The sequence below is a fragment of the Arthrobacter sp. Leaf141 genome (assembly GCF_001424565.1).
Classification (GTDB): domain Bacteria; phylum Actinomycetota; class Actinomycetes; order Actinomycetales; family Micrococcaceae; genus Arthrobacter.
In genome coordinates this window covers 19,037-34,630 of record NZ_LMOL01000004.1, presented here as the reverse complement: position 1 = coordinate 34,630, position 15,594 = coordinate 19,037, and the positions used below count along the sequence as shown (strand labels likewise).

Sequence of the window (15,594 nt, the reverse complement as noted above, 5' to 3'; positions counted from 1 at the left end):
GCGTCCTGGCGGGGGCGACTATGCGTCGGACCCCAGGCGCCGCGCGGTACGGGCGCGGTGACGGGACGTACGTAGTCTACGCAATCTCTTCACCAGCATGGGATCGTGCGCCAGCGCATCCTCGCTGTCGATCAGGGCGTTGAGCAGCTGGTAGTAGTGGGTGGCGGAGAGGTCAAACAGTTCCCGGATGGCCTGTTCCTTGGCCCCGGCGTACTTCCACCACTGCCGTTCCAGGGCCAGCATCCGCTGTTCACGCTCGCCCAGGGGCGAGTCCCGGAGCGTGAAATCCGCCAGTGGAGAGGTCCGCGGCTCCTGCGCAGGCACGTGTTCGTGTGCTGGTTCCGCCACGGCGCACTCCTTCGCTGGTTGCAGTCAATGTCCACCCCCATGGTACGGACGAATAACAGGCTTGTCATTTGCTCCGGTGGATGGTCCGGAGCCGTGAAGGGCCCGCCCGGGCCACAACATAGGGGGCGGTCCTGCCACAATGGGACGGTGGCTGAAACCGACGCACTTTTCGACCTGGACCCGGAGCCCGCGGATGCCGGCGGCTTTGCCGCCCTGGTGGATCGCCCCCTGCCCGGGCTGATGGCACCGGACTGGGCGGCGGCACTGGCCGGGGTGGAGGACGAACTCCGGAGCGTCCTGCGCTTCCTTGCCGCCGAAGCCGGGGCCGGGCACCCGGTCCTGCCGGCGCCGTCGAACATCCTGCGCGCCTTCCGCCAACCGTTGGCGGACGTCAGGGTCCTCATCATGGGCCAGGACCCGTATCCAACGCCCGGGCACGCTGTGGGGTTGTCCTTCGCGGTGGACCGCCGCACCCGTCCCATCCCCCGAAGCCTGGCCAACATCTACCGTGAGCTGGAGGCCGACCTGGGCCTTCCGCCGCGGGTCCACGGCGACCTGGCAGCCTGGGCGGGCCAGGGCGTCCTGCTCCTGAACCGGGTCCTGTCCGTGCGGGCCGGGACTGCAGGGTCGCACCGGGGCAAAGGCTGGGAGGCGGTCACGACGGCGGCCGTCACCGCAGTGGCGGGGCGCACCGCAGCGGACGGGACGCCGACGCCGTTGGTCGCGGTGCTGTGGGGCAAGGACGCGGAGGGGATCCGGCCGCTCCTGGGCGGCACACCCGTGGTCGCCAGCGTTCACCCCAGCCCGCTCTCCGCGTCCCGCGGGTTTTTCGGTTCCCGGCCGTTCAGTGCCGTGAACCGGCTGCTGCAGGAGCAGGGCGCTCCGGGCGTAACCTGGGAGCTCCCGCCGGCGCCCTAGCTTAGGCTTGCCTTATGAGCACCGTTCCCGCTGCCACCAGCGCCACCAAAAAAAGCCGTCCGCAGATCACCCTGGAGGTGGTGCGACGTGAGCAACTGTCCCCGCACATGGTGCGGATCGTCGCCGGCGGGGACGGGTTCGCGGATTTTGTGAACAACGGGTTTGTGGACCGCTACGTCAAGATCGCGTTCCCCCAGCCGGGCGTTGCCTACCCCGCGCCCTTGGACCTGTGGACCATCCGGGAAACCATGCCGCGCGAACAGTGGCCCTTCACGCGGACGTACACCCTCCGCTGGGTGGACCCGGCGGCACGTGAACTGGCTATCGACTTCGTGGTGCACGGGGACGAGGGCCTGGCCGGGCCCTGGGCCGCTACGGCCGAACCAGGGGACACCCTCACGTTCACGGGCCCGGGCGGCGCGTACAACCCGGACCCGGAGGCCGACTGGTACCTGTTTGCCGGCGATGAGGCGGCCCTGCCGGCCATTGCCGCGAGCATTGAGTCCCTGCCGGCTGACGCCGTGGGCCTGGCCTTCCTTGAGGTGGAGTCCGACGCCGGAATCCAGTCCATCGCCGCGCCGGCCGGCGTTACGGTGGCCTGGCTGGCCCGCAACGGCGCAGCCGCCGGCGACCAGGGCCTCCTGGTCGCGGCGGTTGCCGGGGCGCAGTGGCCTGCCGGCACCGTTGACGTCTTCGCCCACGGCGAGCGGGGTGCCATGAAGGCCCTGCGGGACATCTTTTTTGTCCAGCGTGGCCTGGAACGCCGGCAGGTGTCGCTGTCCGGCTACTGGGCCCGGGGCCGGGTGGAAGACGAATTCCAGGCGGAAAAGAAACTGCCCGTCGGCCAGATCTGACCTGCAGCGCCGCCGGGCGGTCCTGTCAGCGCCGCCGGGCGCGGCGCCGTTCGTTGCTGGCCAGGCTGCGGGTCAGCGGCCGGGCCAGCGTGTCGCCCAGGACGATGCCCCCGGCGGTCCCCAGCACGATCGCACCGGCGCTGAGCATGCCGCCGGCGCCCAGCAGGACCTGGGTTTCCTCCACGGTGAGGACGTACATGGACCGGAAGATGGTCAGCCCTGGCAGCAGGATCAGGGCCGCGGGTACGGCCACCACCAGCTGGGGCGCCCCCAGCCGCAGGGCCACCACCCGGGCCAGCAGTCCGATGACCACCGCGGCGAGCGCGGGTGAGAACCTGTCGCCGATACCCAGCTGGTCGCTGCCCAGCAGCACCAGGTACCCGGCCACACCCACCGCGGCGGTGGGCAGCAGCAATTGCCAGCTGGTCTGCTCCGTAATGCCGATGGCGATGACGGCCACGGCCACAAAAAGGACCAGGACCCACAGGTCGTAGGCCGGGGGGAAGGTCTGCGTGACGTCGATCCGCTGCATCCCGGTCAGCTCCCCCACCACAAAGGCCACGGCTATGCCGGCCACAATGGCACTGAAGGTCAGGAGGGTGGACAGGAACCGCCCGGCGGCTGTGACCGGGAAGCCGTTGATGGCATCCTGCACCGACGAAACCAGCCTGCCTGTAGGCAGGAGCAGCAGGATCCCGCCCACCACCACGATGGCCGGTGAGGTGGTCAGGCCGAATTGCCACAGGGTCAGGGCCAGCATTGTCACCACAAACGAGCTGCTGGCGGTGATGAAGAAGTCCGGGACGCGCCACCGCCCCAGCTGGCGGGCGAGCAGGCTGATGGCGATGTTGGCCACAAACGCGATGGCGGACGAGACCGGTCCCCCGCCCAGCACACCAACGAAGACGGCGGCAAACACGCCGAATGCCGTGGTGACCATCCAGCGCGGGAACGGTTTGGGGTTGGTGATGATCCCGTTCAGCCGCCGGATGGCCTCGTCGCGGCCCACTCCCCCGGCCACGATGTCCGTTACCAGCTGGTGGACCCTGGCCAGGCCGGCGTAGTTGTTGGTCCAGGACCGCACCACGCGCAGCAGTGCGATGGGGGTCTGGTCCTTGGGCGCGTAGTTGATGCCCACCGACTGGTTGGTGATGTCCACTTCAATGTTTTTCAGGCCCAGCGCCGCCGTGACGGCGATGATGCTGGTTTCCACTTCGAGGGCTCCTGCGCCGTACCGGAACATGGTTTCGGCCAGGTGCAGGGCGAAGTCCAGTGTTTTGCGGGCGGAGGTGTCAACACCACCCACCTGGATGGTGGGGTTGGCGTAGGGGCTGCCCGCCAGCCTGTCCACGATGCTCAGCGGCGCGGTGGGCGGGTTCTCGCCCTGCACCAGGCGCCGCAGCATCCGTTTGGCGGCGGCGTCCTGCCGCAGCTGGGCAGCGGTCAACGCTTGAGTCTTGGGCAGGCCGTCAGTGTGCGGCCGTGCGCCGGGGTGTCCTGGCCGGTCGGTCATGGTCCCCTCCTCCCGGTTGCGGTGTTCGGTGTTCGGTATCTGGTGTGTCAGGAGCGGCGCAGCGGTAGGCGGGCCACAAGCGTGCGGGCGGTGGCCGCGGCTTTTCGGGCGGCGGCTGCTGCCGTACGCCCGGTGGTCGCGGCCTGCCGGGCCAGCCTGTTGGCATGGAACACCGCCGGCCGGACCGGAAGGACAAAGTCGCCTACCAGCTGGACCACTTCGCCGCCGAAGCCCTTCTTGAATTCATAACCGCCGTGGCCTTCCTGGTCTTCCCCGGAAATGCCGAACGTGCCATAGAAGTTGTACCGCGGATACCCCTTCTCCAAAGCGTGCAGCATCATGCCCCAGTACAGGGACGTGGCGCCGTTGAAGTAGATGTAGTCCTGGACGGTGCCGCCGATCACGCACACCACCTCGTCCGCGTAGCAGATGAAGTGGATCGCGGCCACGGTGGCAACGCCCACGGAGTCCGGGAAGCGTTCAATGTCCTTGAGGCTGCGTTCGTAGCTGTCCACAAGGTCCTGGACCACTTTGAGCCGGTTGGCCTTCTTTTTGCTGCCGGTCTCCTCCACTTCACGACGGAGGCCATCGGCGGTGGCCGATTCGGCGGCGAGGCGTTCCGTGATGGATTTGCGGTACGCCGGGATGTCGATTTTGGCCATCATGAGTTTGGTGAACTCAGGGTTCGTGGTGCGGAGCAGGTTTTCGTAATACGCGCGTTCGCGGTAAACGAAGCCCTTGCCATCGCCCGCGGTGCTCAGCGCGCCGTAGAAGTCGTCCAGGGTCTCCAGCGTGGCCTGCTCCAGGAAGACGCCGTTCTTTTCCGCCTTGCGGATGGCTTTCCGGGTCCGGTAACTGGTGCCCATGATCAGTTCCTCGGCGTCGGCCGCGGCGGTAAGGTCCTTGACGAACATCCAGTTCACGTTGACGAAGTTCATCTCCAGTCCCTGGTGCGCGAAGCCGAGCCTGCCCAGGCGGGCCAGCAGCGGCCGGTTGTCCAGGACCTCAGGATGCTCCGCGCCGTCCTCGTCGCGGGCCACGTATTTCAGGTTCGGTGAGATGCGCAGTTCCGCTGCCTTGCGTTCGGTGGCGCGTTGGCGGAGGAGCCCGACGACGGCGGGCAGCAAGTCGGGGTCGGTGTAGTCAAACAGGGGTCCCTTGGCGCATTCCAGGACGGTGTAGCCCAACCGGGTGGTGGTGGTGTTGAGCTTTCCGGCAGCGACGAGTTCGCCGTTCCGGCGGGCGCCGAACAGTTCCACCTGCTGGCCGCGGGCGCGCTGGAAGCGGGCGAAGTCCACGGACTGGAGGAAGCTGTTCTGGGGGTGGGCCAGCGCGAAGGCCTCGAACTCGTCGTCGCTGAGGAGGGCGAACTCAAGGTCGGTGGTGTGCTGTGCGTTCACGGGATTACCTTCTTCGGTGCGTTTCGCTGTCCTGGCGTGCGGGACGTGCAGGACGGTGTCCCGGGACCTGGCAGGTGCCGGGGCTGGTCAGTAGGACTGCTCGTCAGTAGAACTGTTGGCCGGTGCGGGCGGTCTCGAGGCGGCGGAACACTTTTTCGCCACCGCGCACCCATAGCCGGTGCTTCAGCGGAGACAGGATGTAGTCGTGGCAGCCCACAAAATCGGTGACCGATTTGGTGAAGCTGGTTTTGAACATTCCCATGCCGTGGAGGTTGTGGGTCTTGTCCTTGATGCGCGCTGCGGGCGGGGTACCGCAGAAGTCGTACTCCGTGCAGCCCAGGTCCTGCATGTGGCGGATGGCCGTCCACTGGACCAGGTGCGAGTCGCCGTACTGCTTGCGGTCCTGCAGGGATCCGCCGTCCTTGTACGTGGCCTTGGCGCCGTAGTTGATGACAAAGGCCCCCACACTGGGTTTGCCGCCCTCGTAGGCGAAGAAGAAACTGCCCTGCCCGCGGCTGCAGAACTCGTCCCAGAACCGGGCGTAGTAGTCGTAGCTGCGCAGCGGCATGGACCCCTTGGCCTTCACGGTGTCGGCCATGAGGTCGTAGAGGGCGCGGTATGTCTCCGGACCGGCTTCGCGGCGCAGTACTTCGCAGCCTTCCCGCTCCGCCCGGCGGACAGCATTGCGGGCCCGGGAGGTGATGGCCTTGAGGACCGTCTCGCTGTCCGCGGAGATGTCCAGCAGGGCGGTGGAGTCATTCGATTGGATGTTGGGCGCCTTGACCAGTCCGGCGGCGCCCAGGTGCGCCTGGGCGTCATCGGTGGCAAGGATGTCCGGCTCCACCTTGATGGTGAAGACGTTGAGCTTTTGGGTACGCACCAGCGCCGCACAGGCTTTCAGCGCTGCGGGAAGCTCGGCGGCCCCGCCAAGTCCGGGGCCTTTGATCAGATACCAGAGGCCACCCAGCAGGGGGAAGCGCTTTTCCAGCACCAGGTTGTAACTGGCGGTCCCGGCCGATTCCAGCACCAGGAACAGGACCTTCCAGCCGCTGCCGTTCTTAACCGAAGCGTAGGCCGCCGACTGCAGCATGTTGCCGCCGTCAGGGTTGGCCGTGACGTACTTGTCCCAGTTTTCAATTTCCTCGGCGGTGGCGAATCGTGCGGTGAATTCTCGCAAGGGGGCCGTGTCCAATCTCAGGGTCTGTGCGCGGTTCTGTCTCGTGGCGTGCGTGCGGACATGCAGCATCAAGTCTAAAGCCTGCGGGGGCACCGGCATTGCCCGCCACCTGCCACCAACTGGCTGCCGCCTTGACGGGGCCGCCCCGGTTCGGAAGGGTGGAACGTATGCAGACCAATGGGGAACGGACCGAGTCACTGCCGGCTGACAGGCCGGCGCAGCGTAGCGCAGGCGTCCAGGCCGCGGTCCTGGCCGGGTTGCTGGCGGCGTCGTTCGTGGTGGCTTTCCTGGGCGGCCTGGCGTCCACCAGCAACGTGGACGGCTGGTACAGCACGGCCAGCAAAGCCCCGTGGACCCCGCCCAACTGGGTGTTCGGGCCGGTCTGGACCGTGCTTTACATCCTGATGGCGGTGGCCGCCTGGCTGGTGTGGCGCAAGGGCGGCCCGGCCAGCAGGAATTTCCTGAAGCTGTACTGGGTCCAGCTGGTACTCAACCTTTGCTGGACGCCCCTGTTCTTCGCCCTGTACCCGGCCTTCGGTGCCCCGGCACTCTGGTTGGGGTTCGTGGACATCGCAGCCCTCGCCGTCGTCCTGGTCCTCCTGATCCGGAAGGCCTTCCCGGTGAGCCGGCTGGCTGGCGTGCTGCTGCTCCCCTACCTCGCCTGGGTTGGCTACGCGTCAACCCTGAATCTGTGGGCCGCGCTCAACAACTAGGGCCGTTCAGCACTCCACCACGTTGACGGCGAGCCCGCCCATGGCGGTCTCCTTGTACTTTGAGCTCATGTCCTTGCCGGTCTCACGCATGGTGATGATGACTTCGTCCAGGGACACCCGGTGCGAGCCGTCACCCCACAGCGCCATTTTGGCGGCGTTTATGGCCTTCGCCGCAGCGATGGCGTTCCGTTCAATGCAGGGCACCTGCACCAGCCCGCCGATGGGATCGCAAGTCAGGCCCAAGTTGTGTTCCATGGCGATTTCGGCGGCGTTTTCCACCTGCGCGGGGGTTCCGCCCATCACCTCGGCCAGGCCTGCGGCGGCCATGGACGACGCCGATCCGACCTCGCCCTGGCACCCCACCTCGGCGCCGGAAATGGAGGCCTGCTCCTTGTACAGCACCCCGATGGCCCCGGCCGTGAGCAGGAACTTGACCACAACGTCGTCGCGGTCCTCCTGCGTCGCCTTGTCCATCCCGGGCGCGAAGTGCAGGGCGTAGTGCAGCACGGCCGGGATGATTCCGGCGGCACCGTTGGTGGGCGCCGTCACCACCCGGCCGCCAGAGGCATTTTCCTCGTTGACCGCCAGGGCCACCAGGTTCACCCATTCCTGCCAGTACTTGGGGTCCCGGTCCTTGTCTTCCTTCATCAGCCGCGCGTGCCAGCCGGGAGCGCGTCGCCTGACCTTCAACCCGCCGGGCAGCAGCCCTTCGCGCTTGAGGCTGGTCTCCACGCAGGTTTCCATCACGGCGTGGATGTGCAGCAGCCCGTCGCGGATTTCCTGTTCCGTCCGGGACGCTTCCTCGTTCACCAGCATGATCTCGCCGATGGACAGCCCCTTGGCCTGGCACCACGCCAGCAGTTCGGCAGCGGTGCGGAAAGGCAGCGGCAGTTCCTCCTTCGAGGCGTCCAGCTCCTGCTGCGCCGCAGTTTCCTCGCCCTCCCTGACAATAAAGCCGCCGCCTACGGAGAAGAAGGTGGCCTGGTGCAGGACGTTCCCGCCGGCGTCGGAAACGGTGAACGTGAGGCCGTTGGTGTGCCGGGGCAAAATGGTGAGCGGCCGGAGCACCATGTCCGCAACACCGTACGGCAGCGGCACGGTTCCGGCCAGCTGCAGCGTCCCCGTCGCGGCAATGCCGGCCAGGCGTTCCTCCACCTCTTCGGGCAGGATCTGCTCGGGGTGGTAGCCCTCAAGGCCCAGCAGGATCGCGGTCATGGTGCCGTGCCCGTGGCCCGTGGCGGCCAGGGAGCCGTACAGGTCCACGCGCAGCGAGGCCACCTGTCCCAGGTCCCCGGAGGCTTTCAGTTCCTCGGCGAATACGGCCGCGGCCCGCATGGGACCCACGGTGTGCGAGCTTGACGGCCCGATCCCCACGGAAAAGAGATCAAAAACTCCAACGGCCATGAGGTGGGTCCTTACTGGGTGACGGGGATGGGGCGGGGGCCGGTTCCGGATGTCCGGCCGGCCCCCGCAGGCAGCCCGGGTGTCCGGGCTGCAGGTGCTTCGGTTGCTGCGGTTGGCTAGGAACCGGCGGCCACGGCAGGGCCACCCAGGTCTCCCCCGTTTTTGGAGGCGTATTCCTGGGCGGACAGCAGCGGACCGTCGTGGTCCGCTGCGACCTTAAAAAGCCAGCCGGCGCCGTAGGGATCGCTGTTGATCAGGGCGGGGTCATCCACCACGGCGGGGTTGGTTTCGGTGACCTCACCGGTGACGGGCGCGTACAGGTCGGAGACGGACTTGGTGGATTCCACCTCGCCACAGGTTTCGCCGGCCGTGACCGTGGAGCCCACCTCGGGCAGGTCCACGTACACGATGTCGCCCAGGGCGTCCGTGGCGACGGCGGAAATGCCAACGGAGACCAGGTTTCCGGCCTCGCGGGCCACCCACTCGTGCTCGTCGGAGTACTGAAGTTCAGGGGCAACGATTGCCATGCAGGGTTCCTTAGGGTTGGTGCGGAAAGTGGAAGGGCCTCGGGAAAAGCCGGCCCGGGAGTGGGTGGGTGTCCGGGCGGCCGCGTTCGCCCGGACCGCGGCTTACTTGCCGCGCTTGTAGAACGGCAGGGCCACAACTTCGAACGGTTCGGCCTTGCCGCGCAGGTCGATGTCCAGGGCGGTTCCGGGGGCGGCGTGCGCCACGTCCACGTAGGCCATCGCCACGGGGAAGCCCAGGGTGGGTGAGGGCTGGCCGGAGGTGACCTCGCCAACAACCACGCTGTCCTTGAGGACCGGGTAGTGGGCGCGGCCGGCGCGGCGGCCCAGGCCCTTCAGGCCCACCAGGCGGCGGCCGGAGGTGCTGCCGGCGCCGGCTTCCTTGCGGGCGGCCAGCGCAGCCTTCCCCACGAAGTCGCCTTCCTTGGACAGCGCGACGACGGGTCCCAGGCCGGCGGCGAAAGGATCCGCCTGCCGCGAGAGTTCGTTGCCGTACAGCGGCATCCCGGCTTCGAGTCGGAGCGAGTCCCGGCAGGCCAGCCCGGCCGGCGTCAATTCGCCGGGTTCGGCAACCGCCATCAAAGCCTGCCACAGGCCGGCGGCGTCGCTGTTGGCCACAAAGATCTCGAAGCCGTCCTCGCCGGTGTAACCGGTGCGTGCCAGCAGCAGGTCCAGTCCGGCGCCGCCCACCAGGAACGTCACGTCCACGCCGGCGTAGTACTTCAGGCCCGTAACGGCCTCGTGCTGAGCCGCCGGGACCAGGCGCAGCAGGATGTCCTGCGCCTTGGGGCCCTGCACGGCGATCAGGGAGGTTTCGGCGGAGGCGTCCTTGACGATCGCATCGAAGCCTTCGGCCCGTTCGGCCAGGGCTGCGGCCACCACGTCGGCGTTGCCGGCGTTGGGAACCACCAGGAAAACGTCGGTACCGTCCGCTGCCTGGGGCCGGCGGTAGATGATGAGGTCATCGATGATGCCACCGTCTTCGGCGCAGATCAGCGAGTATTTCGCCTTGCCCACGGGCATTGCGGAAATCTTTCCCACCACGGCGTAGTCCAGGAACTGGGCTGCCTCCGGGCCGGTGATCTCCACTTCGCCCATGTGGGACAGGTCGAACAGGCCGGCGCCGTTCCGGACCGCGTGGTGCTCGGCCAGTTCGGAGCTGTACTTGAGCGGCATCTGCCAGCCGCCGAAGTCCGTGAAGGAAGCGCCGAGCGCTTTGTGGGCGTCGTACAGTGCTGTGTATTTCTCGGTCACGGTGCTGTCCTTAGTTTTCGAACGCTTCGAGCGGCGGGCAGGAGCAGATCAGGTTGCGGTCACCGGCGGCGCCGTCCACCCGTCCCACGGGCGGGAAGTACTTGTCCTGCCGGAGGTGCGGGACGGGGAACGCGGCCTGCTCGCGGGGGTAGGGCCGGTCCCAGTCGGAGGTGATGACGGCAGCTGCCGTGTGGGGTGCACGCCGCAGCGGCGAGTCGGCCACGGCGAAATCGCCGTGGGCCACCTGGTCGATTTCGTGCCGGATGGTGACCATGGCCTCGATGAACCGGTCAATCTCGGCCAGGTCCTCGGACTCGGTGGGCTCCACCATCAGGGTTCCGGCCACCGGGAAGGACAGCGTGGGCGCGTGGAAGCCGAAGTCGATGAGGCGCTTGGCCACATCCTCGGCCGTGACGCCGGTCTTGGCCGTGAGGTCGCGGAGGTCCAGGATGCACTCATGGGCCACCAGGCCACCCTCGCCGGTGTACAGGACGGGGAAGTGCTCGTTGAGCCGCTTGGCGATGTAGTTGGCGGCGAGCAGCGCGGATTTGGTGGCGTCGGTGAGTCCCTGGCCGCCCATCAGCCGGACGTAGGCCCAGGAGATGGGCAGCACGCCGGCGGAGCCGTACTTCGAGGCGGAAATGGGAACGTCGTTGCCTTCCGTCCAGGTGGCAGCGTTGCCCGGCATAAACGGTGCCAGGTGGGCCTTGGCAGCAACCGGGCCCACACCGGGTCCGCCGCCGCCGTGCGGGATGCAGAAGGTCTTGTGCAGGTTCAGGTGCGAGACGTCGCCGCCGAAGTGGCCGGGCTGTGCCAGCCCCACCAGGGCGTTGAGGTTGGCGCCGTCGATGTAGACCTGGCCGCCGGCCGCGTGGACGGCGTCGCAGACCTCGCGGACGTCGGCGTCGTACACCCCGTGCGTGGACGGGTAGGTGATCATGATGGCGGAGAGGGCGTCCTTGTGGGCCTCGATTTTGGCGTAAAGGTCCGCGTGGTCGATCGTGCCGTCGGCGGCGGTGGCCACCACCACCACCTTCATGCCGGCCAGGACGGCGGAGGCGGCGTTGGTGCCGTGCGCCGACGCCGGGATCAGGCAGATGGTGCGCTGGTCATCGCCGCGGGACAGGTGGTAGCCGCGGATGGCCAGCAGCCCGGCAAGTTCACCCTGCGAACCGGCATTCGGCTGGATGGAGACCTGGTCGTAGCCGGTGATCTCCGTCAGCTGGCCTTCGAGGTCGGCGATGAGTTCCCGCCAGCCTTCGGTCTGGGAGTCGGGCGCGAACGGGTGGATCGAGGCGAATTCGGGCCAGGAGATGGCTTCCATTTCCGCCGTGGCGTTCAGCTTCATGGTGCAGGAACCCAGCGGAATCATGGTGCGGTCCAGGGCCAGGTCCCGGTCGGAGAGCTTGCGGATGTAGCGCAGCAGCTGCGTCTCGGAGCGGTGGGTGCTGAACACCGGGTGCTGCAGGAACGCGCTGGAGCGGATCACGGCGGCGGGCAGCGAGAAGCCGTCCACGGACCGGGAGATGCCGGCCCCGAAGATGCCCGCCACGTCGGCAATGACCGCGGCACTGGTGGTCTCGTCCGCGGAGATACCCACGGTATCGGCATCGATGGAGCGCAGGTTGATGCCCTTGCCCTCGGCCGCTGCCACCAGTTCGGCGGCCTTGCCGGGGACCCGGACGGTGACGGTGTCGAAGAAGGAGCCGTGCAGCACCTCGAGGCCGGCGCCCTGCAGGGATGCCGCCAGGGTGCGCGCGTGTCCGTGGACGGTTTCCGCGATGGCTTTAAGGCCTTCGGGGCCGTGGTAGACGGCGTACATGGACGCCACAATGGCCAGCAGCGCCTGCGCGGTGCAGATATTGGACGTGGCCTTCTCACGGCGGATGTGCTGTTCGCGGGTCTGCAGCGCCAGGCGGTAGGCGGGGACACCGGCGTCGTCCTTGGAAACGCCCACCAGGCGGCCGGGCATGGAACGCTCGAGGCCCTTCTGGACGGCCATGTAGGCGGCGTGCGGTCCGCCGTAGAAGAGCGGGACGCCGAAGCGCTGCGCGGTTCCCACGGCGATGTCGGCACCCTGCTCGCCCGGCGGCGTGATCAGCGTCAGGGCCAGCAGGTCCGCGGCCACCGTGACCAGGGCGCCCCGCTCCTTGGCTGCTGCGATGACGGCGGAGTGGTCAAAAACGCGGCCGGAAACACCGGGCTGCTGGAGGACCACGCCGTTGATGGCGCCGTCGGGCAGGCCGTGGGTGAGGTCGGCGACGCGGACTTCGAAGCCCAGCGCCTCGGCGCGGCCCTTCACCACGGCGATGGTCTGCGGCAGGCAGTCGGCATCCAGCACTGTGATGCCGTCCTTGGCGCCCTTGTCCTTGTTGGCGCGGCGCATCATCAGAACGGCTTCGGCGACGGCAGTGGCTTCGTCCAGCAGCGAGGCGTTGGCGATGGGCAGGCCCACCAGGTCCTGGACCATGGTCTGGAAGTTCAGCAGGGCTTCGAGCCGGCCCTGGGAAATTTCGGGCTGGTAGGGCGTGTACGCGGTGTACCAGGCGGGGCCTTCAAGGATGTTGCGGCGGATCACGGGCGGAGTCACGGTGTCGTAATACCCCTGGCCGATCATCTGCACGGCGGTCTTGTTTTTGGCGGCGATCCGGCGCAGCTCGGCCAGGACCTCCACCTCGCTCACCGCCGGGGCCAGCTCCAGCGGCGTTTCCTGCCGGATGCCTTTGGGGACGGCGGTATCAACGAGTGAATCCACGCTCTCATGGCCAACTGCCTTGAGCATGGCCTGTACTTCGGCAGCGCGGCGGACGCCGATATGCCGGTCAACAAAAGTGGCGGGTGCCGGGGCGACAGTCACAAGGAACTCCATAAACTTAGGCGGCGCAGGGTGCGCCGCATCGATTCGGGTTCCTCCCCGCTCTGTATTGGACCTGAGAGTTTCCGCGCCGCCTGCCGAAGCTGGCCCCGCTTGCACCGTCGGTGAGCCTGGCAGTCCTGCATCCCGGAACGGGGCACAGATGGACTGCCTGCTGCTTTCCAGAGGCGCCTCGCCGCGGCGGTACATGGGCCTGTGAGATTCCTGGGGAGGATTTGCTCCTACGGCGCCTGCTTGTACCTTGACAGCAGGACTCTCCCGCCGCAGATCAAAGGCAATTCATTTAGTTTTTCAGCATCCGTGCGGGCCGGGTGACAGCCCTCACAGACCTTTATTGTCCTATGCCCGGGCCGCAGCCGCAAACCAGCCCGCCGGTCACAGCGGAAGGGTGCGCGTCCGGGGAGTCAGGCCCGGAGTTTCCGCACGGCGAGGATAAGGCTTTCGACGTCGGCCAGCTGGCGCTCACTGACGCCTTCGGTGCCGCTTTCCCACATGGCGTTGAAGTAGAGTCCGTCACCCATGTACAGGACGGCTTTCGCAACGCCGGGCCCGACGTCGGCGGCCAGCAGGTCCAGCCACTGGCCCTGGATCCCCGCGAACCGGCGCCGCGCTTCGGCATGTGCCACTTCCGCGAGACGGGTAGCGGCCACAAAGGCCCGGTCCATGGCGGTGTCGGAGAAGAGGGATGTCCGGATGAAGTATTCGGCTGCCCCTTCGGGGGCGGCCGCCATGCGGGCGAGATCCGCGTCGGCGAGCGCGTCGAGGCGCTCCAGCAGGGCGCTGATCAGCGCTTCCTTGTTCGGAAAGTGATACAAGAGCCCGCCTTTGGAAACCCCCGCCTGCCGGGCCACGGCGTCGAGGGTGGCGGCGCGTTCGCCCACGTCGATCAGCAGGGCTTCGAAGGCGTCCAGGACAGCATCACGGGCGACTGGTTTTCGGGGCATGGTTCCCATCATGCACAAAGCTGCGGCGAAACCCTCAACTGGCAGAAATTTTGTAACTGTACCGTCTGGACGGTACAGTCGGCGGATGACAACAACAGCCTCCACGCGGAAGGACCAGGCGGCGGAAGCCGCAACGCCCACCTCAGCCGGTTCGTGGCGCGACTGGTTGGCGCTGGGACTGCTGATGTTTCCGGTCCTGCTGGTGGCGGTTGACAACACCGCGCTGACGTTTGCGCTCCCTGAAATCGCGCGGAGCCTGCAGACCACCGGCGTCCAGCTCCTGTGGATCGTGGACGCCTACCCACTGGTCCTCGCGGCACTGCTGGTGGCGATGGGCAGCCTGGGCGACCGGATCGGGCGCCGGCGCCTGCTGCTGACGGGCAGCCTCGGCTTTGCGGCCGTCTCGGCCGCAACGGCCTTTGCGCCCACCGCGGAGTGGCTCATCGCGGGCCGCGCCGGCCTGGGGTTCTTCGGCGCCATGCTGATGCCCTCCACCCTGTCCCTGATCCGGAACATCTTCCCGGACCCGAACAGGCGCCGGCTTGCCGTAGCCATCTGGGCGGCAGGCTTCTCGGGCGGCGCCGCACTTGGCCCGATTTTCGGCGGCTGGCTGGTGGAACACTTCTGGTGGGGTGCCGTGCTGCTGGTGGCAGTTCCCATCATGCTGCCACTCCTGGCCCTTGGCCCGTTCTTCATCCCGGAGTCCAGGGATCCCCGGCCGGGACGGGTGGATATCATCAGCATCGTCCTCTCCATGCTGGTGATGGTCCCCGTGGTTTACGGCATCAAGGAAATCGCCACCGCCGGCTTCAGCCTCAAGGCCGTGGCCATCATCGCCCTGGGCCTGGCCATGGGCTGGGTTTTTGTCCGGCGCCAGCGCACCCTCGCCGCCCCGCTGCTGGATATGGGCCTGTTTTCCAACCGCGTCTTCAGCACGGCCATCACCGCCAACGTGCTGGCCCTGTTTTCCTTCAACGGCTTCATCTTTTTCCTGGCCCAGCACCTGCAACTGCTTGAAGGCATGTCACCCTCGGCGTCCGGCGTGGCCATGATCCCGGCACTCCTGGCCACCGTGGCGGCCGGCCTGCTGGTGGTCCCGCTGGTCCGCAAGGTCCGGCCCGGGTTTGTGGTGGCCGGCGGGTTGAGCCTGAGCGCCGCCGGTTATGCACTGGTGGCGTTCGGCGACCACAGCGCGGGACCGGCACTGCTGCTGGCGGCGTTGCTGGTCCTGGCCCTGGGCGTGGGGGCCGCGGAAACCATTTCCAATGACCTCATCCTGGGCTCCGTGCCGGCCGCAAAATCAGGGGCGGCGGCGGCGATCTCCGAAACGGGCTACGAGGTGGGCTCGCTGCTGGGCACCGCCGTGCTGGGTTCCATCCTGACGGCTTCCTACCAGCGGAACCTGGTGCTGCCCGAGGGCGTGGCCAGTTCCCTGCCCCAGGGCGCCACCCACCAGGCCGGCGAGACGCTGGCCGGCGCCGTGGAGCTGGCAGCGACCCTGCAGGCGCCGGCCGCCGGGGAACTGCTTGCCACGGCACGCGCCGCCTTCGACTCCGGCGTGCACATCACAGCCACCATCGCCTTGGTGCTGATGGCATTGACGGCGGTTCTGGCCGGCACCGTGCTGCGGAAGGTTCCGCGGGCCGGCAAGTAGCGGCGGGACTGCGGGC

General features: G+C 67.7%; 13 protein-coding genes and 1 riboswitch. Of the genes, 4 read left to right on the top strand and 9 right to left on the bottom strand.

Annotated features, from left to right (window positions below; translation table 11 throughout):
- Positions 1-18: 18 nt before the first annotated feature.
- On the bottom strand, positions 19-348 hold the full coding sequence (locus ASF72_RS01735; RefSeq protein WP_050686595.1) for a DUF3263 domain-containing protein: 330 nt from the start codon (positions 346-348) through the stop codon (positions 19-21).
- Positions 349-495: 147 nt separating this feature from the next.
- Between ASF72_RS01735 and ASF72_RS01730 the strand changes: the two genes are divergently transcribed.
- Complete coding sequence (locus ASF72_RS01730) at positions 496-1,266, top strand: uracil-DNA glycosylase (protein ID WP_050686594.1); 771 nt, start codon at positions 496-498, stop codon at positions 1,264-1,266.
- A gap of 14 nt (positions 1,267-1,280) precedes the next feature.
- The gene (locus tag ASF72_RS01725) at positions 1,281-2,120 is read left to right on the top strand and encodes a siderophore-interacting protein (protein ID WP_056596047.1); all 840 of its coding nucleotides are present in this window, start codon (positions 1,281-1,283) and stop codon (positions 2,118-2,120) included.
- A gap of 25 nt (positions 2,121-2,145) precedes the next feature.
- On the opposite strand, the gene ASF72_RS01720 is transcribed toward ASF72_RS01725, so the two are convergent.
- The 3 genes from ASF72_RS01720 to ASF72_RS01710 all read right to left on the bottom strand — a co-directional run bounded on the left by ASF72_RS01720 (position 2,146) and on the right by ASF72_RS01710 (position 6,210).
- Entirely contained in the window at positions 2,146-3,633 is a 1,488-nt protein-coding gene (locus ASF72_RS01720; RefSeq protein ID WP_050686590.1) for a threonine/serine ThrE exporter family protein, read from the bottom strand.
- Between the two features lie 47 nt (positions 3,634-3,680).
- Positions 3,681-5,033: a peptidoglycan bridge formation glycyltransferase FemA/FemB family protein gene (locus ASF72_RS01715; RefSeq protein ID WP_056596043.1), complete on the bottom strand. Its 1,353-nt coding sequence runs from the start codon at positions 5,031-5,033 to the stop codon at positions 3,681-3,683.
- Between the two features lie 103 nt (positions 5,034-5,136).
- The gene (locus ASF72_RS01710) at positions 5,137-6,210 is read right to left on the bottom strand and encodes a lipid II:glycine glycyltransferase FemX (protein ID WP_056596040.1); all 1,074 of its coding nucleotides are present in this window, start codon (positions 6,208-6,210) and stop codon (positions 5,137-5,139) included.
- Positions 6,211-6,377: 167 nt separating this feature from the next.
- Between ASF72_RS01710 and ASF72_RS01705 the strand changes: the two genes are divergently transcribed.
- A complete protein-coding gene (locus ASF72_RS01705; protein WP_050686583.1) occupies positions 6,378-6,923 on the top strand; it encodes a TspO/MBR family protein in 546 nt (181 codons plus the stop codon).
- Positions 6,924-6,929: 6 nt separating this feature from the next.
- On the opposite strand, the gene ASF72_RS01700 is transcribed toward ASF72_RS01705, so the two are convergent.
- From ASF72_RS01700 to ASF72_RS01680, 5 genes are all read right to left on the bottom strand, one after another.
- A complete protein-coding gene (locus ASF72_RS01700) occupies positions 6,930-8,327 on the bottom strand; it encodes an L-serine ammonia-lyase (RefSeq protein WP_056596037.1) in 1,398 nt (465 codons plus the stop codon).
- 116 nt (positions 8,328-8,443) lie between these two features.
- A complete protein-coding gene (gene gcvH, locus ASF72_RS01695; RefSeq protein WP_050686579.1) occupies positions 8,444-8,854 on the bottom strand; it encodes a glycine cleavage system protein GcvH in 411 nt (136 codons plus the stop codon).
- 102 nt (positions 8,855-8,956) lie between these two features.
- A complete protein-coding gene (gcvT, locus tag ASF72_RS01690) occupies positions 8,957-10,105 on the bottom strand; it encodes a glycine cleavage system aminomethyltransferase GcvT (protein WP_056596033.1) in 1,149 nt (382 codons plus the stop codon).
- 10 nt (positions 10,106-10,115) lie between these two features.
- Positions 10,116-12,974 (bottom strand): aminomethyl-transferring glycine dehydrogenase, encoded by a 2,859-nt coding sequence (gene gcvP / locus ASF72_RS01685; RefSeq protein WP_442854145.1) that lies wholly within the window; start codon positions 12,972-12,974, stop codon positions 10,116-10,118.
- A 177-nt stretch (positions 12,975-13,151) separates the two neighbouring features.
- Positions 13,152-13,251, bottom strand: a riboswitch (glycine riboswitch).
- 133 nt (positions 13,252-13,384) lie between these two features.
- The gene (locus ASF72_RS01680; protein ID WP_050686573.1) at positions 13,385-13,924 is read right to left on the bottom strand and encodes a TetR/AcrR family transcriptional regulator; all 540 of its coding nucleotides are present in this window, start codon (positions 13,922-13,924) and stop codon (positions 13,385-13,387) included.
- An 85-nt stretch (positions 13,925-14,009) separates the two neighbouring features.
- On the opposite strand from ASF72_RS01680, the gene ASF72_RS01675 reads away from it, so the two are divergent.
- Positions 14,010-15,578 (top strand): MFS transporter, encoded by a 1,569-nt coding sequence (locus ASF72_RS01675; RefSeq protein WP_056596027.1) that lies wholly within the window; start codon positions 14,010-14,012, stop codon positions 15,576-15,578.
- Positions 15,579-15,594: the final 16 nt, after the last annotated feature.

What these genes read in the sequence shown, in the direction of transcription:
- ASF72_RS01700 (WP_056596037.1), bottom strand. Translation starts at nt 8,327, where the DNA reads ATGGCCGTTGGAGTTTTTGATCTCTTTTCCGTGGGGATCGGGCCGTCA.
- ASF72_RS01675 (WP_056596027.1), top strand. Translation starts at nt 14,010, where the DNA reads ATGACAACAACAGCCTCCACGCGGAAGGACCAGGCGGCGGAAGCCGCA.
- ASF72_RS01725 (WP_056596047.1), top strand. Translation starts at nt 1,281, where the DNA reads ATGAGCACCGTTCCCGCTGCCACCAGCGCCACCAAAAAAAGCCGTCCG.
- ASF72_RS01680 (WP_050686573.1), bottom strand. Translation starts at nt 13,924, where the DNA reads ATGCCCCGAAAACCAGTCGCCCGTGATGCTGTCCTGGACGCCTTCGAA.
- gcvP (WP_442854145.1), bottom strand. Translation starts at nt 12,974, where the DNA reads ATGGAGTTCCTTGTGACTGTCGCCCCGGCACCCGCCACTTTTGTTGAC.
- gcvH (WP_050686579.1), bottom strand. Translation starts at nt 8,854, where the DNA reads ATGGCAATCGTTGCCCCTGAACTTCAGTACTCCGACGAGCACGAGTGG.
- ASF72_RS01705 (WP_050686583.1), top strand. Translation starts at nt 6,378, where the DNA reads ATGCAGACCAATGGGGAACGGACCGAGTCACTGCCGGCTGACAGGCCG.
- ASF72_RS01720 (WP_050686590.1), bottom strand. Translation starts at nt 3,633, where the DNA reads ATGACCGACCGGCCAGGACACCCCGGCGCACGGCCGCACACTGACGGC.